Annotated in this window: 21 protein-coding genes and 3 riboswitches; of the genes, 20 read left to right on the top strand and 1 reads right to left on the bottom strand. The window is 46.6% G+C overall.

Annotation, left to right across the window (positions count from 1 at the left end; all coding sequences use genetic code 11):
- Position 1: 1 nt before the first annotated feature.
- The 18 genes from BLP92_RS16945 (at position 2) to BLP92_RS17030 (ending at position 21,342) form a co-directional block, all read left to right on the top strand.
- Positions 2 to 2,266, top strand: coding sequence for a transglutaminaseTgpA domain-containing protein (locus BLP92_RS16945; RefSeq protein ID WP_090844342.1), 2,265 nt, complete (start codon positions 2 to 4; stop codon positions 2,264 to 2,266).
- A 33-nt stretch (positions 2,267 to 2,299) separates the two neighbouring features.
- A riboswitch (purine riboswitch) is annotated at positions 2,300 to 2,401 on the top strand.
- A 492-nt stretch (positions 2,402 to 2,893) separates the two neighbouring features.
- Positions 2,894 to 4,432 carry a glutamine-hydrolyzing GMP synthase gene (guaA, locus tag BLP92_RS16950; RefSeq protein ID WP_090844344.1) on the top strand — a complete coding sequence of 513 codons (1,539 nt, stop codon included), beginning with the start codon at positions 2,894 to 2,896 and terminating at the stop codon, positions 4,430 to 4,432.
- A gap of 90 nt (positions 4,433 to 4,522) precedes the next feature.
- Positions 4,523 to 4,624: riboswitch (purine riboswitch) on the top strand.
- A 138-nt stretch (positions 4,625 to 4,762) separates the two neighbouring features.
- Positions 4,763 to 6,076 carry an NCS2 family permease gene (locus BLP92_RS16955; RefSeq protein WP_090844347.1) on the top strand — a complete coding sequence of 438 codons (1,314 nt, stop codon included), beginning with the start codon at positions 4,763 to 4,765 and terminating at the stop codon, positions 6,074 to 6,076.
- Between the two features lie 409 nt (positions 6,077 to 6,485).
- Positions 6,486 to 6,869, top strand: a complete 384-nt coding sequence (locus BLP92_RS16960; protein ID WP_090844351.1) for a hypothetical protein — start codon at positions 6,486 to 6,488, stop codon at positions 6,867 to 6,869.
- 148 nt (positions 6,870 to 7,017) lie between these two features.
- The gene (locus BLP92_RS16965; protein ID WP_090844353.1) at positions 7,018 to 7,200 is read left to right on the top strand and encodes an NETI motif-containing protein; all 183 of its coding nucleotides are present in this window, start codon (positions 7,018 to 7,020) and stop codon (positions 7,198 to 7,200) included.
- A 153-nt stretch (positions 7,201 to 7,353) separates the two neighbouring features.
- A riboswitch (purine riboswitch) is annotated at positions 7,354 to 7,454 on the top strand.
- Between the two features lie 226 nt (positions 7,455 to 7,680).
- A complete protein-coding gene (purE, locus tag BLP92_RS16970; RefSeq protein WP_090844356.1) occupies positions 7,681 to 8,166 on the top strand; it encodes a 5-(carboxyamino)imidazole ribonucleotide mutase in 486 nt (161 codons plus the stop codon).
- Positions 8,163 to 9,323 carry a 5-(carboxyamino)imidazole ribonucleotide synthase gene (gene purK, locus BLP92_RS16975; RefSeq protein WP_090844359.1) on the top strand — a complete coding sequence of 387 codons (1,161 nt, stop codon included), beginning with the start codon at positions 8,163 to 8,165 and terminating at the stop codon, positions 9,321 to 9,323. Before purE ends, purK begins: the two co-directional genes overlap by 4 nt.
- Positions 9,320 to 10,618, top strand: coding sequence for an adenylosuccinate lyase (gene purB, locus BLP92_RS16980; RefSeq protein ID WP_090844363.1), 1,299 nt, complete (start codon positions 9,320 to 9,322; stop codon positions 10,616 to 10,618). Before purK ends, purB begins: the two co-directional genes overlap by 4 nt.
- 8 nt (positions 10,619 to 10,626) lie before the next feature.
- Positions 10,627 to 11,340 (top strand): phosphoribosylaminoimidazolesuccinocarboxamide synthase, encoded by a 714-nt coding sequence (purC, locus tag BLP92_RS16985; protein WP_280138109.1) that lies wholly within the window; start codon positions 10,627 to 10,629, stop codon positions 11,338 to 11,340.
- A complete protein-coding gene (gene purS / locus BLP92_RS16990; RefSeq protein WP_342028401.1) occupies positions 11,340 to 11,600 on the top strand; it encodes a phosphoribosylformylglycinamidine synthase subunit PurS in 261 nt (86 codons plus the stop codon). Before purC ends, purS begins: the two co-directional genes overlap by 1 nt.
- Complete coding sequence (gene purQ, locus BLP92_RS16995) at positions 11,597 to 12,280, top strand: phosphoribosylformylglycinamidine synthase subunit PurQ (RefSeq protein ID WP_090844367.1); 684 nt, start codon at positions 11,597 to 11,599, stop codon at positions 12,278 to 12,280. The genes purS and purQ overlap by 4 nt, the downstream gene beginning before the upstream one ends.
- On the top strand, positions 12,264 to 14,492 hold the full coding sequence (gene purL, locus BLP92_RS17000; protein WP_090844368.1) for a phosphoribosylformylglycinamidine synthase subunit PurL: 2,229 nt from the start codon (positions 12,264 to 12,266) through the stop codon (positions 14,490 to 14,492). The genes purQ and purL overlap by 17 nt, the downstream gene beginning before the upstream one ends.
- Entirely contained in the window at positions 14,468 to 15,892 is a 1,425-nt protein-coding gene (purF, locus tag BLP92_RS17005) for an amidophosphoribosyltransferase (protein WP_090844369.1), read from the top strand. Before purL ends, purF begins: the two co-directional genes overlap by 25 nt.
- Position 15,893: 1 nt before the next feature.
- On the top strand, positions 15,894 to 16,928 hold the full coding sequence (purM, locus tag BLP92_RS17010; RefSeq protein WP_090844370.1) for a phosphoribosylformylglycinamidine cyclo-ligase: 1,035 nt from the start codon (positions 15,894 to 15,896) through the stop codon (positions 16,926 to 16,928).
- Entirely contained in the window at positions 16,925 to 17,503 is a 579-nt protein-coding gene (gene purN, locus BLP92_RS17015; RefSeq protein WP_090844375.1) for a phosphoribosylglycinamide formyltransferase, read from the top strand. Before purM ends, purN begins: the two co-directional genes overlap by 4 nt.
- A 5-nt stretch (positions 17,504 to 17,508) precedes the next feature.
- A complete protein-coding gene (purH, locus tag BLP92_RS17020; RefSeq protein WP_090844378.1) occupies positions 17,509 to 19,044 on the top strand; it encodes a bifunctional phosphoribosylaminoimidazolecarboxamide formyltransferase/IMP cyclohydrolase in 1,536 nt (511 codons plus the stop codon).
- A gap of 19 nt (positions 19,045 to 19,063) precedes the next feature.
- Positions 19,064 to 20,350 carry a phosphoribosylamine--glycine ligase gene (gene purD, locus BLP92_RS17025; RefSeq protein WP_090844381.1) on the top strand — a complete coding sequence of 429 codons (1,287 nt, stop codon included), beginning with the start codon at positions 19,064 to 19,066 and terminating at the stop codon, positions 20,348 to 20,350.
- A 581-nt stretch (positions 20,351 to 20,931) separates the two neighbouring features.
- A complete protein-coding gene (locus BLP92_RS17030) occupies positions 20,932 to 21,342 on the top strand; it encodes a hypothetical protein (RefSeq protein ID WP_090844384.1) in 411 nt (136 codons plus the stop codon).
- Positions 21,343 to 21,423: 81 nt separating this feature from the next.
- Here the strand turns inward: BLP92_RS17030 and fdhA are convergent, their stop codons facing one another.
- Positions 21,424 to 22,638, bottom strand: a complete 1,215-nt coding sequence (gene fdhA, locus BLP92_RS17035) for a formaldehyde dehydrogenase, glutathione-independent (protein WP_090844388.1) — start codon at positions 22,636 to 22,638, stop codon at positions 21,424 to 21,426.
- 214 nt (positions 22,639 to 22,852) lie between these two features.
- Between fdhA and BLP92_RS17040 the strand changes: the two genes are divergently transcribed.
- On the top strand, positions 22,853 to 24,565 hold the full coding sequence (locus BLP92_RS17040) for a sigma-54-dependent Fis family transcriptional regulator (RefSeq protein WP_090844391.1): 1,713 nt from the start codon (positions 22,853 to 22,855) through the stop codon (positions 24,563 to 24,565).
- A gap of 220 nt (positions 24,566 to 24,785) precedes the next feature.
- Entirely contained in the window at positions 24,786 to 26,390 is a 1,605-nt protein-coding gene (locus BLP92_RS17045; RefSeq protein ID WP_090844394.1) for a gamma-glutamyltransferase family protein, read from the top strand.
- Positions 26,391 to 26,399 lie beyond the last annotated feature (9 nt).

The following is a 26,399-nucleotide window of genomic DNA, read 5'->3' on the forward strand; positions in this document are numbered from 1 at the left end:
AGTGAATCGTTTTCAATCAAAATCAGTGAATTCCATCACTCACTTTTTTATATATGCATTGACGTTTTTATTAATATGGGAATGGCTGCGTCCTATTCCTGTCATCACTTCAACCGGCCAGATTGAAATTTTCGTCTGGTTTACGTTTTTCAGCGCAGCACTTATATATTTGCGGATACCTGCCTATATCACAGGTCCGGCTATTTTTATCGGGAGTATATTCTGCCTGCATATTATATTTTTTGAAGGCAGTTTTTTATCCTGGGAAGGCGGAATAGCTACGTTCCAGACATTTCTGACTGAATTAGCCGTGAATACAGCGTTGATATTCAGCGGTAACTTTGCAGGATTAACGGATTTATTCCGGACATTTCTCTTATTTATGCTGCTGGCGATCATTTGTTATCTGCTTTACTTTTGGGTACTTTATACACGAAAAGTGTTTTTCTTTCTTTTATGTACAATCGTTTATATTACAGTGCTTGATACGTTCACGCTTGTAGATGCTTCCCAGGCGATTGTCCGCATTGTCGTGATTGGATTTTTTATGCTGACACTGCTGCATATGCTGAAGGTGCAGGATGAAGAGAGAGCGATTGGAAGAAGAAAGGGAGCATTTATTTCTCCGGCATGGATGTACACTTTAATTACAGTCGTTTCCATTGCCGTTCTTGCCGGATTTATTGCACCGAAACCGGAGCCTCAGTGGTCGGATCCTGTTCCGGCGATGATGACGATGGTAGGGGGAGAAAGCTTCGGGAGTAACAGCAGCGGTACGATCCGCCGCATTGGTTACGGCGAAAACGACGAAAGACTCGGCGGCGGGTTTATTCAGGACGACGGTGTTGTTTTTCAGGCAGAAATCGATCGTGAAACCTACTGGCGGGGAGAATCAAAAGATCAGTATACCGGGCAGGGATGGGTTTCAGAAGGAGATTTCACTTCTTTTGATTCTGCTGCCGGGGAATTGGAAAATTACAGAATGTTTGAAGAAGAAGCCGGTTTGGAAGAAGGACAGGTTTCCATTGAAATGGCGGAAGATGCGAACTTTGAACTGCTTTTTTATCCAGGTCAGCTCCAGGGAATAGAGGCTGCAGAAGGAACAGCTGGAGGAGAAGCTGCAGCACAGGAAGAGATGCAGTTTTACGCAGATGAAGCAGCTGGCAGATTCCGTGCAGAAGCACAGGAAGAAGATGTATTTTTTGAGAGCTATGAGCTTACATTTGAAGATACTGCATTTCCGATAGAATCTTTAAGAAATACCGAAGCGGCAGATCCGGAAAGAATTACGGAGCAGTACTTACAGCTTCCGGAAGAACTGCCGGAAAGAGTGGTGGAGCTTGCAGAAGAGATTACAAAGGAGCACGATAACCGCTACGATAAAGTCGTGGCTGTCGAGCGGTATTTTTCCCAAAATGACTTTGAGTACAGTACAACAGACGTACCGATTCCTGAAGAGGGCGAAGATTATGTAGATCAGTTCCTGTTTGAAACCCAGACAGGCTACTGTGATAATTTCTCTACATCTATGGCAGTCATGCTCCGGGCAGTCGATATCCCGGTCCGCTGGGTAAAAGGCTTTACCTCAGGGGAGGAAGTGGAAGAACTTGATAACGGGAATTCTATCTATGAAGTAGCAAACAGCAATGCGCACTCCTGGGTGGAAGTATACTTTCCGGAAGTCGGCTGGATCCCATTTGAACCGACGCAGGGATTCACGAACTATGCAGAATTTGAAATGGCATCACCGGAGCTCGACATGGATGATATCGAAAGTGCGGATACCCCCGACCCGGAATTCCCGGACCATGAGAATTCCGAAGTGGATGATCTGCTTGATGAGGGTGCAGAAGACAGCGGTCCTGTGGCCGGTGCGAATGATAATAACAGTGGAGGATTTTTCACTTTAAAAAATGTGTTAATCAGTATTCCACTTACGATTTTTGTGATGATTCTGCATCATTACCAAAATATTATTCAAAATAAATTCTTTCTTTACCGTTACCGCTGGTTCGGCCGTGATGATACTTTCCACCGGGCCTACAGCAGGCTGCTGTGGATTCTTCAGAACGAAGGGCTGCCGAGAGCGGAGGGAGAAACGCTGCGGGAATATGCCCGGAGAGTGGACCTGGCTGTCGGCTCCCAGGCGATGATGAAGCTGACAATGACGTATGAAAGAATCTGCTATGGCGGACGGAGTGCAGAGGGAACATGGAAAGAAGGAAAGAAAGAATGGGAAGAAATTGTAAAGACTTTGAACGCTTGACCTGTAAAATCCGTCTTGGTAGAATGATGAAGTGTTAATTGAAGATCGGCGCCTCATATATCCTTGAGAATAGGGCTCAAGAGTCTCTACCGGACCACCTTAAATGGTCTGACTATGAAGGCAGTTTTCTTAGTGATGCAAGCTGGAATTCTGCCTTCGTATTTTTTTATGCGAAGACAGGAGCCGGCTTTTTTTTTGTAAAGCTCTGTTAATGCTCAATGTTGGTAATAGAAAACTTCACTGCAACTGACCTGCCGTGGACGAGCTTCTCAGCTTCCTCGATTCGCTGCGGGATCTTCCCAGCTCGTTCTTCCACAGGCGTCCGCCGGTTTCCGCTTCGTTCTTTCCTTTGTGAAACAAAAGAAAGAGAGTGTTTCTATTACAAGATTTCAATCAATAAAACGAAGACAAGGCGATTTTCAAGACGCCTGCGGAAAAAGAAAGCGTGAAGATCATCCCGGACGAAAGGGAGGGATAGCTGAAGGATTTCTCCGCGGCAAGCGCAGAAAAAGGAGCCGCAGGCGTACTTTTTTTATATCAATATCAGACTTTAACAGAGCCTTTTGTAAATGAACAATGTAAATAATAATTATGTAACGGGTGAGGATGGAAAGGAGCCAGGAAATAATGCTGGAAATAAACGAAAAAATTATTGTGTTGGATTTTGGAGGTCAGTACAATCAGCTGATTGCACGGCGGATCAGAGACCTCGGGGTATTTAGTGAACTGGTTACAAATGAAATTACTGCGGCAGAAGTGAAAGAGATGCAGCCGAAAGGAATTATTTTTTCCGGCGGACCGGGAAGTGTCTATGCAGATGGAGCACCACAGTGTGATCCTGAAATATTTGATCTGGGAATCCCGGTACTGGGTATTTGCTACGGCATGCAGCTGATGACACATCATTTTAAAGGGAAAGTTGAAGCTGCGAATCACCGGGAGTATGGAAAAGCTACGATAGATCTGCAGAACGAATCACCGCTGTTTAAAGAGCTTCCGCAGCAGCAGACTGTCTGGATGAGCCATGGGGACCTGGTACAGGCGCCGCCGGAAGGTTTTGAAGTGGACGCTACAAATGTATCAACTCCGGTAGCAGCGATGAGTAATGCTTCCAAAGGAATTTACGGTGTGCAGTTTCACCCGGAAGTAAGAAACACTGAATTTGGTAATGACATGCTCCGCAATTTCATGTATGAAATCTGCAAGTGTGACGGAAACTGGACAATGGAAAGCTTTATTGATATGGAAGTCGATAAGATCCGCGAAAGTGTCGGAGACCGCAAAGTATTATGTGCGTTAAGTGGAGGAGTAGATTCTTCTGTTGTGGCTGCACTTGTACATAAAGCGATCGGTGACCAGCTGATTTGTATGTTTATCGACCATGGCCTGCTTCGAAAGGGAGAAGCGGACAGTGTAATGAAAACGTTCGGAGAAGGATTCGATATGAATCTTGTGAAAATTGATGCACAGGATCGTTTTCTTGGAAAACTTTCAGGCATCAGTGACCCGGAACAGAAGCGCAAAATCATCGGCAACGAATTTATTTATGTATTTGAAGAAGAAGCAACAAAGCTGGATGGCATCGATTTCCTGGCGCAGGGTACGCTTTACACAGATATTATTGAAAGTGGTACTGCCACGGCACAGACGATCAAATCCCATCACAACGTCGGAGGCCTTCCGGAAGATATGAAGTTTGATTTAATCGAGCCGCTGAACACGCTATTTAAAGATGAAGTCAGAGTGGTTGGTTCTGAACTTGGCCTTCCGGATGAAATTGTCTGGCGGCAGCCTTTCCCAGGACCAGGTCTTGGAATTCGTGTACTGGGAGAGATTACAGAAGAAAAGCTGGAGATTGTCAGAGAATCCGATCAGATCCTGCGTGACGAAATTAAAAAAGCCGGCCTCGACCGGGAAATCTGGCAGTACTTCACTGCACTTCCTGATATGAGAAGTGTCGGTGTAATGGGTGACGAGCGTACCTATGATTACACTGTAGGGGTGCGTGCGGTAACTTCAATTGACGGGATGACTTCAGACTGGGCACGTATCCCATATGATGTACTCGAAATCATTTCCACCCGGATTGTAAACGAAGTAAAGCATGTTAACCGCGTAGTGTATGATATCACTTCAAAGCCGCCTTCCACGATTGAGTGGGAGTAAGGTTATTCACGAAAGTATTTTAAAAAGTAAGCACTAATCATTCGGATTTAGCATTGACATCCCGAATATCACCTGCTAAACTAAGCTTTGTTAAAAATAATGTCGAATGTTCGTATAATGTTGGGAATATGGCCCAAGAGTTTCTACCAGACTGCCTTAAATGGTCTGACTACGAATAATGAAATTATTTTATGCAGGTGCTGTGGAACAGTCTGTATATTATTCCTTCATTATATTGTCAGATGATTCAGGGCCGTCCCAGGTAGAGGGGCGGCTCTTTTTATTGCGAAGCATACATCGGCAAAATATATTCAGTGGGGGAAATCAGGCATGAATCGTTACTTCCAATTCGATGAACTGGAAACAAATTATAACAGAGAGATAATGGGTGGGTTAACTACCTTCCTGGCAATGGCATACATATTATTTGTGAACCCGTCTATTCTCTCCGGTGCAGGTATGGACGAAGGTGCTGTTTACACTGCCACAGCGTTAGCTGCAGCTATCGGTACAATTATTATGGGGCTTCTTGCACGCTATCCGATTGCGCTCGCGCCGGGTATGGGATTGAACGCTTTCTTCACTTATTCTGTAGTGATCGGCCTTGGCATTCCATGGGAGACTGCGCTGTTGGGTGTTTTCATTTCAGGTATTATCTTTATTATCATTACGCTTATCGGAATTCGCGAAGTAATTATTAATGCAATTCCGCAGGAGCTTAAATTTGCAGCGGGAGCAGGTATTGGATTATTTATCGCGTTTATCGGGCTGCAGAATGCAGGTATCGTTGCCATGTCCGAAGCTACGATGGTCGAACTTGGAAACATGGGTGATCCTGCGACGCTGCTTGCAATTGTCGGTATTGTGATCACTGTAGTGTTTATGAGCCTCGGATTAAGAGGAGGAATTTTTTACGGACTGGTGCTGACAGCATTAATCGGAGTTTTGACCGGTGTGATTGCTGCTCCGCAGGCAATCGTCGGTTCCGTTCCAAGTCTTGCGCCTACTTTCGGAGCAGCTTTTGCTCCTTTTGGAGAAATGGCGCTTGGTGAAATTTTTACTTGGCAGCTGATTATCGTTATTTTAACATTCTTATTTGTAGACTTTTTTGATACTGCCGGCACACTTTATGCGGTAGCAAACCAGGCAGGTTTCACAAAAGAAAACAAGCTGCCGCGTGCACAGCGTGCGCTGCTTGCTGATTCTTCTGCTACTTCTATCGGGGCAATTCTTGGTACATCTACTACTACTGCTTATATAGAGTCGACTTCCGGTATTGCAGCAGGTGCCAGGACAGGATTTGCTTCTTTAGTAACAGGGGCATTATTCTTAATTGCTCTCCTGTTCTCACCGCTGCTTGCAGTCATTACTGATTCAGTAACTGCACCTGCGCTTATCATTGTCGGCGTGCTTATGGCCGGCTCCATCGCAAATATTGACTGGAAAAAGTTCGAAATTGCCGTTCCGGCTTTCTTTACAATGATTGCTATGCCGCTTACTTACAGTATCGCCACTGGTATCGCACTTGGGTTCATCATGTATCCAATTACGATGGTGTGTAAGGGAAGAGCGAAAGAAGTCCATCCGATTATGTACGTGCTGTTTGTAGTCTTTATTTTGTACTTTGTATATTTAGGAGAATAGGTTGTGAAGAGGATCCAGAGCGCAGATACGCACTCTGGATCCTCGTTTAATGAGGGGAATTTTCATAGGATGTTACAGCCTTACCACAGCTGAAGCGCTGTTTTCTGTTAATAGTGGCATTTATCTGTACAGCATAGACGGTTATCTGATTTTAGCAGCAAGCTTTCTATCAATAGTGCTTTTTTCTGCTATTAAATGAATGTTATCTGATTTTAAAAAGGGGAAATTCCAAAGAATTCATCGTCAGCAGACAAGAATCTGTCATTAGCAGCCCTGTAAAAATTTGATGTTACAGAAGCTCTTATCAAACCTAAGCTGCAATAACAATCTCAAGCGAATTGAAATCATTAGGTTCTTCACCTAAATATGTAGTTGACAAAAATAAAGAAAGAAAACTGAAGGGAAATGATTGCTTTCAGCGTATTATTATTTATCTTTATGGCAGGGGTTTCTCCTGCGCTTACCGGCGGAAGGTTGGCGTGGGTCTCCTCTTCAGCTATTTCACAACGCCTGCCGGATACAACAAAATAAGAGGAGCATGGATCCGCGCAGCCACATCCATCGCGGAAAAGCCCGCGGGATCGATGCAAAACCCTGGCTGGCTCCCCTTGTGCTTTTGAGAGAATGTCCAGAAAAAATGTTTGGACATTCTCCAACTGATTTCGCTTACATCCCGCAGTACACGCCGGACACACCGACAAAATTAGTCGAGAACAAGCCCTTGAGTAAGCCTCTCCAAAAAGTAGTTCAATACGATTACTTCTTTTTAGCAAAACTTTTATTTCGCAATTAGGCAATAGAAAAGAGGAACGGTGAGAAAGAAGCAAAATTTGAAATTTTCCTGACACTGCCGAGAGAAAAATCATCACAATGACTCTCTGAGCATCCAGCTGAAATATGATAAAATAAAAGCGCAGCAGAATGGAAAGGCAGGGAAAAGAATGGGCAGAAAGAAGAAATTTTATGTGGATGAAAAAGAAACAATTGATGCCTGTCTGGCGCGCATGAAACAGGAAGGCTATATCCCGGTACGGAGAATGGAAGAACCGGTGCTCAAAGAAACAAAAAAAGGCGTCGAAGTAGCTTATCAGCGCATTGTTTTTGAAGGGAAGCCGGTAGAGTAACAGTACTATCCTAAAAAAGGAAATTTTCAGTGCTTTTATCCAAAAAAGCGAGAAAATTCCGGGGGTTACTACCAAAAGACGAACAATAGAATCTTATGCATTATTAAATGTTCGAAAATAGTTGACGGTCTTCCCCGAAAATTGATATGATAACAATAGATTAATACGAAACCTCATATAATATCAGGAATACGGCCTGAGAGTATCTACCTGCGACCGCAAATCAGCAGACTATGAGGGACGAGATACATAATAGAAGAGAGACGAAGATGCAAGCTGTATCTTCTGCCTCGCTGTGCATGCAGGAGCATGTGCGATATTCTGACAAAGTCGTGTGTCTTATCGTTCCCTCAAACGTAGCAGGCGGACGGTAAGGCATTTTTTGTGGCGTAAATAAGGAATAAGCACCTGTGAATGTCTGTACTGAAGGAAATTACTTAATAGAAAAAATGTATTTTAATGAATTGAAGGAGGCACAACATGTCAGCAAGAGTTGGAGTCATTATGGGATCTACCTCAGACTGGGAAACAATGCGCCATACGACAGAAACGCTGGAGGAGCTGGAAGTTCCATTTGAAGCGAAAGTAGTATCTGCCCACCGCACTCCGGATTTAATGTTTCAATACGCTGAGGAGGCGCGGGGAAGAGGGGTTGAAGTAATCATTGCCGGCGCAGGAGGAGCAGCACATCTGCCGGGAATGGTAGCCGCGAAAACAACGCTTCCCGTCATCGGCGTTCCTGTTCAGTCAAAAGCGCTGAACGGCATGGACTCACTTCTTTCGATCGTGCAGATGCCTGCGGGCGTACCGGTAGCGACTGTTGCGATCGGCAGAGCAGGAGCTGCAAATGCAGCCCTTCTAGCGGCCCAGCAGCTTTCTGTGCATGATAAAGCAATTCAGGAAAGGCTGGAAGAAAGACGCAGGAAAAAACAGGAGGAAGTTATAGAACAGGGGGATTTACTATGAGCGGTCAGGGGAAATTTATCGTTCCGCCGGCAGTAATAGGGATTCTTGGCGGAGGCCAGCTCGGCAGGATGATGGCTGTTTCTGCCCGGGAGATGGGGTACCGGATTGCCGTAATGGAACCGAAAGAAGATTCTCCGTGCGGAATGATTGCGGACCATGAAGTAGTCGCATCATATGATGATCAGCTCGGCGCGAAAAAACTGGCCGATGTCTGTGACGTTCTCACCTATGAATTTGAAAACATTACTGCGGAAACGGCAGCTTACCTGGAAAAGACGATGTATCTCCCCCAGGGCAGTGAGCTTCTGCAGATAAGTCAGGACAGGCTGAAAGAAAAAGAAATGATCTCCAGTTATGACATTCCGGTCGCACCTTATCAGGCTGTTTACACTTTTGCGCAGCTGAAAGAGGCAGCAGAGGAAATCGGCCTGCCTGCAGTATTGAAAACAACACGCGGCGGCTATGATGGAAAAGGCCAGTATATGCTGAAAGAACAAGACGACATTCATAAAAGCTGGCAGCTCTTGAAAGAAGCAGCACCGCTTGTGCTGGAAAAGAAAATGGACTTTGATCTCGAAGTATCCGTGATTATGACACGCAGTACAAATGGGGAAATGAGTGTTTTTCCAATCGGGGAAAATGTTCACCGCAATGGCGTGCTCCACCAGACAATTGTACCGGCAAGAATTTCGCAGGAAGCGGAAGAAAAAGCAGAAGTGCTTGCCCGCAGGCTGGCAGAATCAATCGAACTGGTCGGCACGCTGGCAGTGGAAATGTTCGTACTCGGCAATGATATCTATGTAAACGAAATTGCGCCGCGTCCGCACAATTCAGGTCATTATACGATCAATGCCTGCGAAACATCACAGTTTGAGCAGCATATCAGAGCAATCTGCGGGTGGCCGCTCGGTTCTACAAAATTGTTAAAACCGACGGTAATGGTAAATCTGCTTGGACAACATGTTGAACCTTATTTAGCGCAGCACAGTTCGCTGCCGCCGGCACATGTACACTTATATGGAAAAGAGGAAGCGAAGCAGGGCCGCAAGATGGGCCATGTAACTTTTTTAACAGATGACATAGAAGAACTGCTGAAAACAATTGATGCATCACCAATATGGAAACAAACAGAGCTTACAGGAGGCCAATCATTATGATCGAACGTTATACACGCCCGGAAATGGGCAGCATCTGGAAAGATGAAAACCGTTATCAGGCGTGGCTGGAAGTAGAAATTCTTGCATGTGAAGCTTGGGCGGAACTGGGTGATATCCCAAAAGAGGATACAGTGAAAATCCGGGAAAATGCTTCATTTGATGTAAAACGAATTCTGGAAATAGAAGAAGAAACCCGGCATGATGTTGTCGCGTTTACCCGGGCAGTGTCGGAAACCCTTGGTCCGGAACGGAAATGGGTACACTATGGCTTAACTTCCACCGACGTAGTAGACACGGCATTATCCTATATGCTGCTGCAGGCAAACAATATTATTGAAGCAGATATCCGCCGCTTTATCGACATATTAAAGACAAAAGCACAGGAGCATAAGCATACTGTAATGATGGGGCGTACGCACGGCGTGCACGCTGAGCCCACGACCTTCGGATTGAAGCTTGCGCTGTGGCATGAAGAAATGAAGCGGAATCTGGAACGGTTTCTTCAGGCGAAAGAAACAGTGCGTGTCGGAAAGCTTTCCGGCGCAGTAGGTACATACGCAAATATTGATCCTTCTGTGGAAACATATGTATGTCGTGGTCTTGGGCTGGAAGCTTCTCCTATTTCCACGCAGACTTTGCAGCGTGACCGGCACGCGCACTACATTGCAACGCTCTCTTTGATTGGTTCTTCGATTGAAAAAATGGCAGTGGAAATCCGCGGTCTTCAGAAAAGTGAAACCCGGGAAGTAGAGGAATTTTTCGCAAAAGGACAGAAAGGCTCTTCCGCAATGCCGCATAAACGAAATCCAATTGGCTCAGAAAATATGACCGGGCTGGCAAGAATTTTACGCGGACATGTAGTCACTGCTTATGAAAATGTGGCTCTTTGGCACGAGCGGGATATTTCCCACTCCTCTGCGGAAAGAATTATGCTTCCGGACGCGACGATTGCACTAAATTATATGCTGAACCGTTTTGGAAATATCGTAAAGAACCTGACCGTTTTTCCGGAGAACATGAAACGCAACATGAGCCGGACCTACGGATTAATTTATTCCCAGCGTGTGCTGCTTTCTTTAATTGATAAAGGAATGGCGCGGGAAGAAGCGTATGATTTAGTTCAGCCGAAAGCTATGCAGGCTTGGGAGGAAGCGAAACAGTTCCGCGAATTAGTAGAAGCGGACAACGCAATTACAGATAAGCTTTCCTCCGCAGAACTCGATGACTGCTTTGACTACCGTCACCATCTGAAGCATGTAGATATGATTTTTGACCGTCTTGGTTTAAACGAATAGAAAAAGGGGTGCGCTGCATGGAATCAACCTGCTTATACGAAGGGAAAGCAAAGCGGATTTTTACGACAGAAGATCCGGATATACTAAGAATTGCCTACAAGGATGATGCAACTGCTTTTAACGGCGAGAAAAAAGAAGTACTGGAAGGAAAAGGCCGTTTAAATAATGAGATCAGCTCCCTTATTTTTACGCGCCTGCGGGAAGCCGGGGTGGAAAGCCATTTCGTAAAAAGACTTTCTTCCACAGAGCAGCTCGTACGTCATGTGGAAATTGTACCTTTGGAAGTAGTAGTGCGAAATATTGCAGCCGGCAGCCTGGTAAAGCGTACCGGATTTGCACGCGGCACAAAAATGAAGCATCCGATCGTTGAATTTTATTATAAAGACGATGAACTGGGAGATCCGCTGCTGAATAACGCCCACATCGCTGCACTGGAGCTCGCATCACCGGAAGAGCTGAGCAGGATGACAGAAATGGCACTGCAGGTCAATCAGGAGCTGCAGCAGGTGTTTGAAGATGCCGGCATTGATATCGTTGATTTTAAGCTGGAGTTCGGACGGAAAAACGGCGAGATTCTGCTTGCAGATGAGATTTCTCCGGATACCTGCCGTTTATGGGATAAAGAAACTGGCGATTCCTTTGATAAAGATTTATTCCGTTTCCAGCAGGGAAGCCTGCAGGATGGATACGAGACTATACTACAACGTCTAGGAGGACGATGATGATGACATTTGAAGTCACAATTTATGTAACTTGGAAAAATGGTGTACTGGATCCGCAGGGAGCTGCAGTTACAGAATCGCTTCATAAGCTTGGCTATGAAGGAGTAGAGTCAGTATCTATCAGCAAGATGATGCAGGTGCGTTTAACAGCAGAAAAGGAAGAAGTAGAAGCGCAGGTAACAGAAATGTGTGAAAAGCTTCTGGCAAACCCGGTAATTGAAGATTATACCTTTGAAATCGAGGAGGTTATCTCCTTATGAAGTTTGCAGTGATCATGTTTCCCGGGTCCAACTGTGACCTGGATATGTTCCATGCCATTCAGGATGGAATCGGTGAAGAGGTTTCCTATGTCTGGCACAATGACACCAATCTCGACGAGTATGACGGCGTACTGCTGCCGGGAGGTTTTTCCTATGGAGACTATCTCCGTGCCGGAGCGATTGCACACTTCTCCCCAATCATGGAAGCTGTAAAGAAAGCTGCGGCAGAAGGAAAGCCGGTGCTTGGGGTATGCAACGGATTTCAGGTGCTTTTGGAAAGCGGACTTCTTCCCGGAGCGATGCGCAGAAACGAAAACCTTCATTTTATATGCAAAAATGCCGCACTGCAGGTGGAAAATACAGAAACAATGTTTACACGAAGCTATGCACCGGGACAGGAAGTAATTATTCCCGTGGCGCACGGTGAAGGCAACTACTATTGTGATGAGAAAACACTCGCAGCATTAAAAGAAAACAATCAGATTGCTTTTACGTATAAGCAGAATCAAAATGGCTCTGTTGCTGATATCGCAGGGATTACCAATGAAGCTGGAAATGTGCTCGGCATGATGCCGCACCCCGAACGTGCGATGGAAACACTGCTGGGATCAGAGGATGGAAAAAAATTGTTTGAATCGATCGTGAAGGAGTGGAAAGATAAGCATGCAATTACTACGTGAGCCGTCGCCAGAGATGATTCAGGAACAGAAGCTGTATACAGAAATGGGTATGACTGACGAGGAATTTGACCTTGTGCTTAAAGAACTTGGCAGACTGCCGAACTATACAGAACTTGGTTTGTTTTCCGTAATGTGGTCGGAGCACTGCAGCTATAAAAATTCCAAAGTCCTGTTAAAGAAGTTCCCTGTAGAAGGAGAGCGTGTGCTGCAGGGTCCGGGAGAAGGTGCCGGCATCATTGATATTGATGATGAGCAGGCAGTGGTATTTAAAATTGAAAGTCATAACCACCCTTCTGCCGTGGAGCCGTATGAAGGAGCTGCAACAGGAGTCGGGGGCATTATCCGCGACGTATTTTCCATGGGTGCACGCCCGATTGCATTAATGAACTCTTTACGTTTTGGGGAACTGAGAAACCCGCGCGTAAAGTATATTTTTGAAGGGGTTGTGGCTGGAATTGCAGGCTATGGAAACTGTATCGGCATCCCGACCGTCGGCGGAGAAATTCAGTTTGATGACTGCTATGAGGGCAATCCACTTGTGAATGCCATGTGTGTCGGCTTAATTGACCATAAAGATATTCAAAAAGGACAGGCAAAAGGAATTGGCAACCCGGTATTATACGTGGGAGCAAGCACCGGCCGTGACGGTATCCACGGAGCGACGTTTGCGTCGGAAGAATTGAGCGAGGATTCCGAGGCAAAACGTCCTGCAGTGCAGGTGGGAGATCCATTTATGGAAAAGCTGCTCATAGAAGCTTGCCTGGTTGCAATAAAGCATCCGAAACTTGTCGGCATCCAGGATATGGGAGCAGCGGGATTAACTTCTTCCTCTGCAGAAATGGCAAGCAAAGCCGGTTCAGGAATTACGATGAACCTGGACCACGTGCCGCAGCGGGAAAAAGGAATGACTCCTTATGAAATGATGCTTTCCGAATCCCAGGAGCGTATGCTTCTCGTAGTGGAAAAAGGAAGCGAGCAGGAATTCATCGACATTTTTGAACATTGGGGCCTGAAAGCCGCAATCGTAGGGGAAGTAACCGACGACCACCGGCTCACATTGCTTCATAATGGAGAGACAGTTGCAGATGTACCTGTGGATGCCCTGGCCGAAGAAGCACCGGTATATCACAAACCATCAAAAGAGCCTGCTTATTTCAAAGAATTTCAGGCGCAGGAATACCGTCCGAAAGTGGAAAACTACAGCGAAACGTTAAAAACTTTGCTGCAGCAGCCGACAATTGCAAGTAAAGAGTGGGTCTATGAGCAGTATGATCATATGGTGCGCACAAGTACGGTAGTGGCACCTGGTTCAGACGCTGCGGTAGTCCGCATCCGCGGTACGAAAAAAGCACTGGCAATGACAACGGACTGCAACTCCCGGTTTATTTACCTGGATCCTTATGAAGGCGGAAAACTGGCAGTAGCCGAAGCAGCACGGAACATCGTTGCCTCAGGAGCAGAGCCGCTCGGTCTTACCGACTGCCTGAACTACGGCAGTCCGGATAAACCGGAAATCTTCTGGCAGCTGGAGCGGTCCACGGACGGTTTAAGTGAAGCATGCCGCGAGCTTGGAACACCTGTTGTAGGCGGGAATGTGTCACTTTACAATGAAACTTCCAAAGGCGCAATTTATCCGACACCTGTTATCGGTATGGTGGGATTGATTCATGACACGAACCATATTACCACGCAGGCTGTAAAACAGGCAGGTGACCTTGTGTATTTCCTTGGGGAAGTAACACCTGCCTTTGCCGGAACAGAGCTGCAGAAGCTGCAGGAGGGCAGAATTTTCGGAAAAGCCCCTGTCGTAGACCTGAAACTTGAAAAGAAACGTCACACAGAAATTCTTGACGCCATTCATAAAGAAACGACAGCTTCCGTGCACGATGTAAGTGAAGGCGGATTTGCAGCGTCTCTTACGGAAAAATTATTCGGTACAGGGCTTGGAGCAGAAGTTACGCTTCCTTCCGAGGATACGCTTGCTGCAAGCTTCAGTGAAGGAAATGCGAATTATATTATTACTGTCCCTGCAGAGAAACAGGAAATGTTTGAAGAAATTATAACGGAAGCAGTGCTGATTGGAAAAGTTACAGAACAGCCGACCCTCCGTATTAACGAAAAATCCGGAGCGAACTTGATCACAGAATCTGTTGCATCATTAGAAGAGCTTTGGAGAGGAGCGATCGCATGCGCGGTGAAATCAAAGGGTTAAATGAAGAGTGCGGCGTTTTTGGAGTATGGGGACATGTAGATGCTTCCCACATCACGTATTATGGACTGCACAGCCTGCAGCACCGGGGACAGGAGGGTGCAGGAATTGTAGTATCCGACCGGGAAAAGTTAAAAATCCACAAAGGGATGGGGCTCGTCAACGATGTATTTGATGAGGACCGCCTGGATCGGTTAACAGGAACAGGTTCTATCGGTCACGTACGTTACACAACAGCCGGAGACAGTGACTTTGTAAACTGCCAGCCGCTCCTGTTTAATTCCCAGACGACAAGTCTCTCCCTTGCACACAATGGAAACATTGTAAATGCTTCAGCTTTAAAGCATCAGCTGGAGCATCAGGGAAGTATTTTCCAGACGACTTCTGATACAGAGGTAATTGCTCATTTAATTAAACGAAGCGGCTATCCGAATCTGCAGGATTCCATAAAAAATGCGCTGACCATGATTAAAGGTGCCTATGCACTGGCAATTCTTGTAGAAGACGCGCTGATCGTGGCGCAGGATCCGAATGGTCTTCGTCCGCTTTCGATTGGAAAAATTGGTGATGCCTATGTAGTTTCTTCAGAAACATGTGCATTTGATATTGTAGGTGCAGAATTTGTAAGGGACGTACAGCCGGGGGAACTGATTACGATTAACGATGAAGGCATGCATATCGACCGCTTTGCCTACTCGACACAGCCAACAATCTGTTCCATGGAATACGTATATTTCTCCCGTCCCGACAGTGATATGGGCGGAGTGAATATTCATATGGCGCGAAAAAATCTCGGCCGCCAGCTTGCACTTGAAGCACCGGTGGAAGCGGACGTCGTTACAGGCGTGCCTGACTCCAGTATTTCAGCGGCGATTGGTTACGCAGAGGCAAGCAATATTCCTTACGAGCTCGGATTAATTAAAAACCGTTACGTCGGACGAACGTTTATCCAGCCTTCCCAGGCACTCAGGGAACAGGGAGTGAAAATGAAGCTTTCTGCAGTCCGCGGCGTGGTGGAAGGAAAACGTGTGGTCATGATTGATGATTCCATCGTCCGGGGAACTACCGCACGTAGAATTGTAAAACTGCTGAAAGAAGCAGGCGCGCTTGAAGTACACGTAAGAATCAGCTCGCCGCCAATTATTAATCCCTGCTATTACGGTATTGATACGTCTACGACAGGAGAGCTGATTGCCTCTAAGAAAACGACCGAAGAAATTCGGGAAGAGATGGGCGCAGACTCTCTTTCCTACCTGAGCGTAGACGGCTTAAAAGAAGGAATCGGCCGTTCCAAAGAAATGACAAACTGTGGACAGTGTCTGGCCTGCTTTACAGGAGAATACCCGACAGATATCTTCCCGGAAGCAGATCATCCGTACGACAAAGTGCTGGGGGGCAAATAACGTGGCTGGAGCTTACGAAAAAGCCGGCGTAAATATAGAAGCCGGCTATGAAGGCGTAAAACGAATGAAAAAGCACGTGCAGTCCACGATGCGGCCGGAAGTAATCGGCGGTCTCGGCGGATTTGGCGGGTTGTTTGATATGAGTCAGCTGAACCTGAAAGAGCCGGTGCTTGTTTCCGGTACGGACGGGGTAGGAACAAAACTTCTTATTGCGCAGCAGACAGGAATCCACGATACGATCGGGATAGACGCAGTCGCTATGTGTGTGAACGATATTGTCGCACAGGGAGCGTCTCCTCTATTCTTTCTTGACTACCTTGCCCTTGGAAAAAATGACCCTGCCCTCGTAGAACAAATTGTCGCAGGAGTGGCAGCGGGCTGCCGCGAAGCAGACTGCGCCCTGATCGGCGGAGAAACTGCCGAGATGCCCGGGCTCTATGAAGAAGAGGAATACGATGTAGCCGGTTTTGTAGTGGGAGCGGCAGAGAAAACAGCCATCTGGCAGCAGGCAGAAGCAGGCGATGTACTGATCGGCCTTCCGTCCAGCGGCATTCACAGCAACGGGTTTTCACTCGTTCGTAAAATTGCTTCTGACAAGGGCCTGACCTGGGAAGATAAAGCACCATTTAATGCAGCGCAGACAGTGGCAGAAGCACTGCTTACACCGACAAGAATTTATGTGCAGGCACTAAAAGGACTGCTCGGAACCTCGCTCGTACGGGCAGCGGCACATATTACCGGCGGCGGGCTCGTGGAAAATGTACCAAGAATGCTTTCTGAAGGGGCAGGTGCAGAAATAGATCTCACAAAGCTGCCGCAACTTCCGGTTTTCTCCTGGCTGCAGCAGGCAGGAGACTTAACACAGGAAGATATGCTGGAAACGTTTAATACCGGTGTCGGCATGGTGCTTTCCGTAAGCCTGGAAAATCAGGAAAAAGTAATGTCCGTACTTAAAGAAAACGGGGAAACACCATTTTTACTTGGAGAAGTAACGAATACAGGAAACCTGCAGTTCAAGGGGGAGCTTACTGTATGACAAACATCGCAGTCTTTGCTTCAGGAAACGGCAGCAACTTTCAGGCGGTAGCGGACGCCTGCGGAAAAAAGGAGCTGGACGCGCAGATCGTTCTCGCTGTCTGTGACAAACCGGGAGCATATGTAGAAAAGAGAGCGGAGAAAGCACAAATTCCGCTCTTTTCTTTTTCGCCGAAATCCTATGAATCCAAACAGGCTTTTGAACAGGAACTTGTAGAAAAACTGAAGGAAAAGCAGGTGGACCTGATTGTACTTGCCGGGTATATGCGTCTTATCGGCCCAACGCTCCTGCAGGAATTCGAAGGAAGAATGATGAATATTCATCCTTCTTTGCTGCCGGCATTTCCAGGGCTGGATGCAATTGGACAGGCATTTGATGCGAAAGTAAAAGTAACAGGAGTGACCGTCCATCTGGTGGATGCCGGCATGGATACCGGACCAATCCTCGCGCAGGAGCCGGTGCGGATAGATGAAGCAGACACACAGGAAGAGATTGAAAAGAAAATCCGGAACGTAGAGCACCAGTTATACCCGGCTGCCATTAAGCAGTGGATTACAACAACTCAAGGAGTGTGACATCAATGGCCAAAAGAGCATTAGTAAGTGTATCTGATAAAGCAGGGATCGTCCCTTTCGTAAAAAGTCTGATCGCGCAGGGTGTGGAAATAATATCTACCGGCGGTACAAAGCGTCAGCTGGAAGAAGAAGGCCTGCAGGTAATTGGAATTGAAGAAGTGACCGGATTTCCGGAAATGATGGACGGGCGTGTGAAAACACTTCATCCGGCAATTCATGGAGGACTGCTGGCAGTACGCAATAATGAAGAGCATATGAGTGCTTTATCCTCTGAAAAAATCAGCTTGATAGACTTCGTGATCGTAAATCTTTATCCTTTCCAGCAAACCATTGAAAATCCGGATTCCACCTTCCAGGATGCAGTGGAAAACATTGATATCGGGGGACCTTCCATGATCCGTTCCGCGGCAAAAAATCATCAGGACGTAACAATTGTCGTTGACACTGCCGACTATGATGGTGTTATCGAAGAGCTGCAGGAGTTCGGGGAAGTTACTGACCGCAAGAAACAAAAGCTTGCAGCAAAAGCTTTCCGCCATACTGCAGCTTATGATGCGCTGATTGCAGAATATATGACAAAGCATGTCGGGGAAGATGCACCTGAAAAGCTGACGAAAACGTATAACCTGAAACAGACGCTTCGCTACGGTGAGAATCCGCACCAGATGGCTTCTTTCTATGAGCGTCCCATCAGCAGCCCGGCAACGATTGCAAAAGCAAAGCAGCTGCACGGAAAAGAGCTCTCCTACAATAATATCAATGACGCAGACGCAGCAATTGCGGTTATCCGGGATTTTAACGAACCTGCCGTCGCTGCAATTAAGCATATGAATCCGTGCGGTGTCGGCATCGGGGGAGACATTGCCCAGGCCTATCAGAAAGCTTATGAAGCAGATCCAATGTCTATCTTCGGCGGTATTGTCGCCTGTAACCGCGAAGTAGATGCGGAAGCTGCTGCAATGATGAAAGAAATTTTCCTGGAAATTATTCTCGCACCTTCCTTTACAGAAGAAGCGCTGAAAATTTTAAAAGAAAAGAAAAATCTCCGGTTAATGACGATTGATCTGGAAGCACATTATGCCGGGGAAAGCCGGGTAACAACAGTTTCCGGTGGCGCATTGATCCAGGAAACTGATACACTCAGCTATGAGGATGTTGAAGTGACGATTCCAACAGACCGCAAACCATCAGACCGTGAGCTTGAACAGATTCAAATGGCCTGGAAAGTAGTAAAGCATGTGAAATCAAATGCGATCGTCCTGGCGAAGGAAGACCGTACGATTGGCATCGGTGCAGGCCAGATGAACCGGATCGGCGCTGCAAAAATTGCAATTGAACAGGCAGGGGAAGCAGCGGAAGGCTCTGTCATGGCTTCAGATGCATTTTTCCCAATGAGTGATACGGTGGAAGCAGCTGCAAAAGCAGGCATCCGGGCGATCATTCAGCCTGGAGGATCGAAACGGGATCAGGAATCTATCGATATGGCAAACGAGCATGGAATTGCGATGGTCTTTACTGGTGTGAGACACTTTAAGCATTAATTTAGAGGAGGGACCATTTGTGAATATATTATTAGTAGGCGGCGGCGGACGCGAGCATGCACTTGCCTGGAAACTTGCCGACTCCGATATGGTGGATGAAATTATTGTAGCACCCGGAAACGATGCAATTGCACAGATTCTGGAGTGCCGCGTGGAAGATGTAGCGATGGATGACCATGAAGGTCTTGTCCAGCTGGCGAAAGAAGAAGAGGTGGAGCTGGCAATCATCGGACCGGAAGCTCCCCTTGTTGCAGGGTTATCTGATAAGCTGAACGAAGCGGGGATCCGCGTATTCGGCCCTTCCAAAGCGGCAGCGCAGCTGGAAGGAAGCAAGCAGTTTGCTAAAGACATTATGAAGAAATATCAGATTCCTACGGCAGCTTTTGAAAGCTTTACAGATAAAGAAAAAGCAATTGCCTATGTAAAGCAGCAGGGAGCTCCGATCGTTATTAAAGCCGACGGCCTGGCTGCCGGCAAAGGCGTAACCGTAGCAGAAACAGAAGCGGAAGCGCTGGAAGCAGTTGAGCAGATGATGGAAGAAAAAGCTTTCGGGGAAGCAGGAAGCTCCGTAGTGATAGAAGAATGCCTGGTAGGAGAAGAGCTTTCTTTTATGGCATTTGTACATGGAACTACGGTCGTGCCGATGGTTACAGCACAGGATCATAAGCGTGCTTTCGATGGCGATAAAGGTCCGAATACCGGGGGAATGGGTGCCTATTCACCAGTGCCGCACCTCGATGGAGAGTGGGAGAAAAAAGCAGAAGAGGAAATTCTCCGTCCGATGGCAGAAGCGATGGTCAAAGAGGGCAATCCATTTACCGGCATCTTGTATGCAGGCCTCATGATCACAGAAGAGGGACCGAAAGTTATTGAATTCAATACAAGATTCGGCGATCCGGAAGCACAGGTCATTCTGCCAAGGCTGAAAAGTGATCTTGTCGGCGTACTGCTTGACGTGCTTGATGGAAAAGAAGTGACGCTCGACTGGAGTGAGAATGCCTGCGCAGGCGTAGTGCTCGCGTCAGAAGGTTATCCCGGCAGTTATGAAAAAGGGGTGCCTTTCACTCTTCCAATGACAAGGTCAGAGGAAACCCAGCAGTTCTTTCACGCTGGATCCAAAGTGAACAGCGAGCAGGTCGGCTGGAAAACAAACGGAGGCCGTGTCTTTCTGTTGTCTACTCAGGCACCAACACTGGAAGAAGCTTTTGATATGACGTATCAAGTGCTGAACCAGAAAAGCTGGGACGGGCTGTTTTACCGCAGTGACATCGGCCACAGAGTATTGAAAAAAACGGAACACAAATAATATAAGCGCTTCTCCTGTAGAGGGAGGAGCGTTTTTTTATGTTCTATTTCGGATAAGAGAATTTTTAGCTTAATAAGAGTTGCGTGGGTTGAAACGATGAATAACGTGAAAAAAGAGCGTTCTAAAATTCGTAAGCGTGATTCATTTGAGAGTTAGTGCCGCTTACGTGTAAGTAAAATGCCATTTCGTAGAAGTAAAGTGGTTTCATTTGAGAGTAAACAGCAGCATTCGGACGTAAGCAGAGAAAAGAAAGAAAACAGGGCAGTTTACTAAAAACAGATTCGGTCCTCGTAACGACGGATTCCGCGGGATATCGCTGTCTTAAAATCAGATAAGTTAATGTTAGCACCAGAAAAAGGAGTTAGTGACAGAAAACCATCCACTAAAATCAGATAATCGCCGATACTGCATAGATAATCGCTGTAAATAACAGAAAACTGCACCTTTAATTGAAAAACTAAATTTCATCAATAATGTACCGGCAAAATTTCTGCCCGTCCTGGAACCGAAAAATGCATATTTTTCCCGCAAAGTGGATATAGCTACTGTAAGAGAGATTAGACGAAAAAGGGGGCAGTCCAATGGATGTACTAATCATTATTGCAGTGACCGCACTATTACTCGTAACCGGCTTTCTATTAAGAAGAGGTTTGAACAAGCTTTTTGGCGTAACATTAAAATCTGCAGGAAAGTTTGAGCGTGAAGGAGGCGCCTACTTCAGCGCAGCAAGAGGAATTTTATTTGCTGCACTGTTAATTTATTTCAGTAACCGTCTCATAGATTGGACAGGCGGGAATCCGTTTCTTTCAGTAGAATGGGAAACGTTGATTATCGGCGTTGGAATCGCAGCAATGGTGCTTATTCAAATCTTATTTGAATGGACAAAATCAGGCGAGCCGCTGCGGGCACTTGTATCGTTAGCGATGCTGACGTACTTTATTTCTGCCGTAGTAGGAATGGTAATTTTACTGACGTCGTTGAACCTCACGTAAAGCCTGTATAGCCAAGGAAACATAGAAAAGATGAGCAGATCCGCTGCGGGCGGACTCGCTCATCTTTTTTATATCATTTCATTATTTCAGCATTCCGTGTGGATCAATGACGAACTTTTTCGAAGCGCCGCCGTCAAATTCCTGGTAGCCCTGCGGTGCCTGATCCAGCGAAATAACTGTGGCGTTTACTGCTTTTGCAATCTGGGCGCGTCCGCTTAGAATTGAATTCATCAATTCCCGGTGGTACTTCATGACGGGCGTCTGTCCGGTAACAAAAGTATGTGCTTTTGCCCAGCCGAGCCCAAGCCTGATCTTCAGCGTTCCTTCCCGTGCATCTTCGTCAATTCCGCCTGGATCGCCTGTTACGTATAAGCCAGGAATACCCAGCTTTCCACCTGCCCGGGTCAGCTGCATGATGGAATTTAATACCGTTGCCGGTGCTTCCCCGCCGCCAGAGCCATGTGCGGAAGCTTCAAAGCCTACAGCATCGACCGCACAGTCTACTTCCGGTGTGCCGAGAATCTGTTCAATCTGTTCCCCGATGTCATCATGATCGCGCAGGTTGATGGTTTCGCATCCAAAGCTTTTTGCCTGGTCAAGACGTTCCTGGATCAGGTCGCCGACAATGACCACAGAAGCACCGAGCAGCTGGGCAGAGTGTGCTGCAGCAAGACCTACAGGACCTGCCCCTGCAATGTAAACAGATTTACCAGGACTGACACCTGCACTGTAGGCACCGTGGAAGCCGGTAGGAAAAATATCGGAAAGCATCGTCAGGTCGCGGATCTTTTCCATTGCTTTATCTTTATCCGGAAACTTCAATAATTGAAAATCTGCATAAGGAACCATGACATACTCGGACTGTCCGCCTACCCAGCCTCCCATATCCACATAACCGTATGCTGATCCGGGACGATCAGGATTTACATTCAGGCATATATGGGTATCCTGCTCTTTACAAGCGCGGCAGCGTCCGCAGGCAATATTAAAAGGTACGGAAACGAGATCTCCCTTTTTCATAAATTCCACATCGCGGCCGCACTCGATAACCTCACCGGTGATTTCATGCCCCAGGATCAGTCCGGCAGGCGCGGTAGTTCTTCCCCGTACCATGTGCTGGTCGCTTCCGCAGATGTTCGTTGTCACTACCTTTAAAATAACACCGTGATCACAGCGACGTCCTACATTCAGGGGATTGACCCCGGGACCATCCTTTAACACAAGATCCGGAAATGCCGTATCCTGCACTTCTACTTTCCCTGGCTCAATGTAAGCAACTCCTCTGTTTCCACCCATACATAACATCCTCCTTTATTTAATCTGAAAAAATCCGTACAACTAATTATTAATGCAAAAATGGTGCCAAAAATAAAATCATCATAATTAAAGCGCTTACATAATTGTGCTATAATAAAAATGTCTCTAATTCGAACGATTGTGTCTTAAAATAGTACAAATAATTCTGATAATTTAGTAAGATTGCTGTACACCTTGAAAAGGGGGTTAAAACGTGGAACAAAGCTTAATTGAAGAATCCCGTAAACGTTGTCAGGAATCCGGGCTGGAGCCAACCGGCCCGATTAGATTTCAGCCTCTTACAAAGCAGCAGCTGAAGAAGCTGCTGGAAAAAAATAAAGACCTGGTGCGTCATGTCCAGCCGATTTTTTCCCACTTGCATACCCTGATAAATAAAGATCATTTTGTTGCTGTAGTGATAGACGCAGATGGCTACGTATTAAGCCGAGCTGGAGGAATAGGAAGCAGGGAAGCAGATGAATGTCTGGATGTAGGAACAAACTGGTCCGAGAAAAATATGGGCACGAATGCGATGGGAATTGTACTGCAGGAAAAACAGCCTGTCGTCATTCACGGAGAACATCATTATTATCAGAAACATCATTTTCTTGCCTGTGCTGCGAGTCCTGTATATGCACCGGATGGCACTTTTTGCGGTGCGGTGAACATCAGTACGAAACGGGAAAATTATCATCCGCTCCTCCTGAGTTTAACAAGCACTATTGCAGCAAGTGTACAAAGCAATATGAAGCTCGATAAAGCCGAAGAAGAGGAAACTCTGCTGGAAAAAGAGTTGGAAATTCTTGCGGATCTCACTGCCCAGCCGCTGATTACACTTGCGCAGGAAAACCAGATTATCCGGGCAAATGCCCATGCCAAAAAAATGTTCGGAAAAGAAATGATAGGAAAAAACTGGAGAGCCGACTGGGGAGGAGACCGGTATTTTTATCCTGTGCAGACCGGAACACGTACACTCCTTCTGTTAAAACAAAAGACTTCAAGGCAGCAATTATATACTTTTAATGACTTAAAAGGGTCCTGCTTAAAGCTGAAGCAGATAAAAAAGCTGGGGGCAAGGGCAGCAGCATTTGAATATCCACTAATGATCGGCGGAGAAAGCGGCACTGGAAAAGAGCTTCTTGCACAGGCAGTGCATGCTGCAAGTGAAAGAAGGGAGCAGCCTTTTATCGCCCTCAACTGCAACGCCCTGCCGGAAAACCTTATGGAAAGTGAGCTGTTCGGCTATGAAAAAGGGTCATTTACCGGGGCACATCAACAGGGAAAAGCCGGGAAATTTGAGGCGGCTGAAGGCGGCACGGTATTTCTAGATGAGGTAGCTGATTTATCTTTAAAAGCCCAGGGAGCGCTCCTCCGGGTGCTGCAGGAAAAAATGGTGGTAAGAATCGGTGGAGTAAAAGTAATCCCCTTAGATGTAAGAATTATCTCTGCGACAAATAAAGATTTAAGACAGGAAGTAAATCAGGGCAGATTCCGGGAGGATTTATATTTCAGGCTTAAAGGTATTTCAATTACGATGCCTCCGCTGAGAGAAAGGGCCGATCTGCTGGAGCTTGCAGATGTTATGCTGGAAAAACTGGTGGAAGGAAGTGCTGAGCTTTCACCAGAAGCAAAAGCAAAGCTTCTGACGTATGCCTGGCCGGGCAATGTCAGAGAACTGCAAAGTGTATTAATGCAGGCTTATTTTATATCGGAAACACAAAGGATCCCTGGGGAGGCAGTGCAGTTTGAACAAGGAGCCGCAGAAAAAACAGGTTTCAACATCCGGACGATAGAAGCACTGGAAGAAGAAGCAATCCGAAATGCCCTCCATCAGCTGCAGGGAAATGTCTCCCAGGCTGCAGAACGTCTGGGCCTCGGCAGAAATACTATATATGCGAAGATGAAAAAATACAATATAAGAATTTAAAGGGGATGTTCGACGGGCGCAAATAACAATGGATCCCGGTGTGAAAACATTGAATAATAAGAGATAAATGCATATAATGAACACAACTATCATTCTTACTTGAAAGTGAATTCTTTTTTAAAATAAAAATGTAAAAATATTGAAATTAAAGGTGCTTTATTTCCGGTAATTTCGGGATTTATATAAGCATTTTTCAGGAAAGCAGTCAGGAGTGGTCCCTATGGCAGATGCAAGACCGGTTTCTACCGCCTCTTCGAATGGAGGCATGGTATCTACTGCATCCTCCTACGCAACTCGTGCAGGGGTGGAAATGTTAAATAAAGGAGGAAACGCGGTGGATGCAGCAGCTGCAGCAGCTTTCTGCCTGGGCGTCTCTGAACCGCAGGCTTCCGGCATCGGCGGACAATCGATGGCGCTGATTCACCTGCAGGAGGAAGGAAGAAGTTTTACGCTGGATGGCTCTTCCCGTGCACCGTACGTACTGTCCCCAGAGAAAAATCCAGTCAAACCGATCAAACTTGGACTTCGCTCCAGTACGGTGCCTTCCACCCCGGCAGCAATCGGATATATGCAGGAAACCTATGGAAAGCTTTCCTTAGCTGAAGTGCTGGCACCTGCCATTCAGACCGCAAGAGAAGGAATCACCGTTTCCAGGCTCCTGCATCGCATGATTGTAAAAGAAGCAGAACAGCTGAGAAAAGACCCGCTCATATTTAAAAATTATTTTTCCGGCAGAAAACCGCTGGCGGAAGGGGCTCTGCTGCAACAGTCGGAGCTTGCAGACACCTTGGAAGAGATGGCAGAGAAAGGCTGGCGCGATTTTTACACAGGCGGCATCGGTCAAAGAATTATAGAAGATATGAAAAAGCGCAACGGCTTGATTACGGAAGTGGATCTGCACCAAATTCCGATGCCGGTGGAGCGGGGTGTGCTGGAAAGCAGCTACCGGGAATATGATATTGTGACCTATCCTCCACCTGGAGCCGGCCGCGTGCTTGTGCAGATTTTAAATACACTGGAAGGATTTGAAGCAGAAGAACTGGACCCGGATCAGCCGCTCGGGGCTGTAATTCTCGCACTCGCCTTCCGTTTTGCACTGAACTACCGGCAGCGGATGCCTGTCCATCCGGACCATTATTTTCAATCTCTCACGCAGGAACTTGTAGATAAAAATTATGCGGATGAAATTATAAAACGAATAAAAGAAATCTACCATCTGGCGCTGAAAGATACGTTTGTACCTCCTCCGACTTCCGGAGAAACAACACACCTTTCCGTTGTCGATAAGGATGGCAACGCCGTAGGAGTGACGCAGTCTATCGAGCTCGTATTCGGCAGTAAAAAAATGGCTGCAGGACTCGGATTTTTTTATAACAATTATATGTCAGCATTTGAATATAAAGATGTTACCCATCCATACTATCTTCTCCCGGGCGGAAGACCCTGGAGCAGCGTGGCGCCGGTACTGCTGCTGAAAAAAGGCAGGCCGCAGTATCTGCTTGGAAGCCCGGGCAGTGCAAGAATATCCACGACGCTCGCACAGGTTATTACACGCCTGGTAGATCAGGGAGAAAGCCTGGAAGCAGCAATTGCAGCACCAAGGTTTCACGCATCGGATGCCGGAGAGCTGATGATTGAAAAAGAGCGCTTTTCAATGGAAGTGAACCAGGCACTCCGATTAGCAAGCTTTAAAATTACGAAGAGAGATCCTTACAGTTTCTATCTCGGCTGTGTGCAGGGAGTGCAGATGCCGGTAAGGTGGCTCGAACAGTTTCAGGGAGTCGCCGATCCCAGAAGAGACGGAACAGCGCAGGGACCAGAATAATCATTGGAA

This window comes from Alkalicoccus daliensis, assembly GCF_900103955.1.
In the GTDB taxonomy this organism is placed as follows: domain Bacteria; phylum Bacillota; class Bacilli; order Bacillales; family Salisediminibacteriaceae; genus Alkalicoccus; species Alkalicoccus daliensis.

Coding starts and splice junctions, on each gene's coding strand:
- guaA (WP_090844344.1), top strand. CDS start 2,894: ATGCTGGAAATAAACGAAAAAATTATTGTGTTGGATTTTGGAGGTCAG.
- BLP92_RS16955 (WP_090844347.1), top strand. CDS start 4,763: ATGAATCGTTACTTCCAATTCGATGAACTGGAAACAAATTATAACAGA.
- BLP92_RS16965 (WP_090844353.1), top strand. CDS start 7,018: ATGGGCAGAAAGAAGAAATTTTATGTGGATGAAAAAGAAACAATTGAT.
- purE (WP_090844356.1), top strand. CDS start 7,681: ATGTCAGCAAGAGTTGGAGTCATTATGGGATCTACCTCAGACTGGGAA.
- purK (WP_090844359.1), top strand. CDS start 8,163: ATGAGCGGTCAGGGGAAATTTATCGTTCCGCCGGCAGTAATAGGGATT.
- purB (WP_090844363.1), top strand. CDS start 9,320: ATGATCGAACGTTATACACGCCCGGAAATGGGCAGCATCTGGAAAGAT.
- purS (WP_342028401.1), top strand. CDS start 11,340: ATGATGACATTTGAAGTCACAATTTATGTAACTTGGAAAAATGGTGTA.
- purQ (WP_090844367.1), top strand. CDS start 11,597: ATGAAGTTTGCAGTGATCATGTTTCCCGGGTCCAACTGTGACCTGGAT.
- purL (WP_090844368.1), top strand. CDS start 12,264: ATGCAATTACTACGTGAGCCGTCGCCAGAGATGATTCAGGAACAGAAG.
- purF (WP_090844369.1), top strand. CDS start 14,468: ATGCGCGGTGAAATCAAAGGGTTAAATGAAGAGTGCGGCGTTTTTGGA.
- purN (WP_090844375.1), top strand. CDS start 16,925: ATGACAAACATCGCAGTCTTTGCTTCAGGAAACGGCAGCAACTTTCAG.
- purH (WP_090844378.1), top strand. CDS start 17,509: ATGGCCAAAAGAGCATTAGTAAGTGTATCTGATAAAGCAGGGATCGTC.
- BLP92_RS17030 (WP_090844384.1), top strand. CDS start 20,932: ATGGATGTACTAATCATTATTGCAGTGACCGCACTATTACTCGTAACC.
- fdhA (WP_090844388.1), bottom strand. CDS start 22,638: ATGGGTGGAAACAGAGGAGTTGCTTACATTGAGCCAGGGAAAGTAGAA.
- BLP92_RS17045 (WP_090844394.1), top strand. CDS start 24,786: ATGGCAGATGCAAGACCGGTTTCTACCGCCTCTTCGAATGGAGGCATG.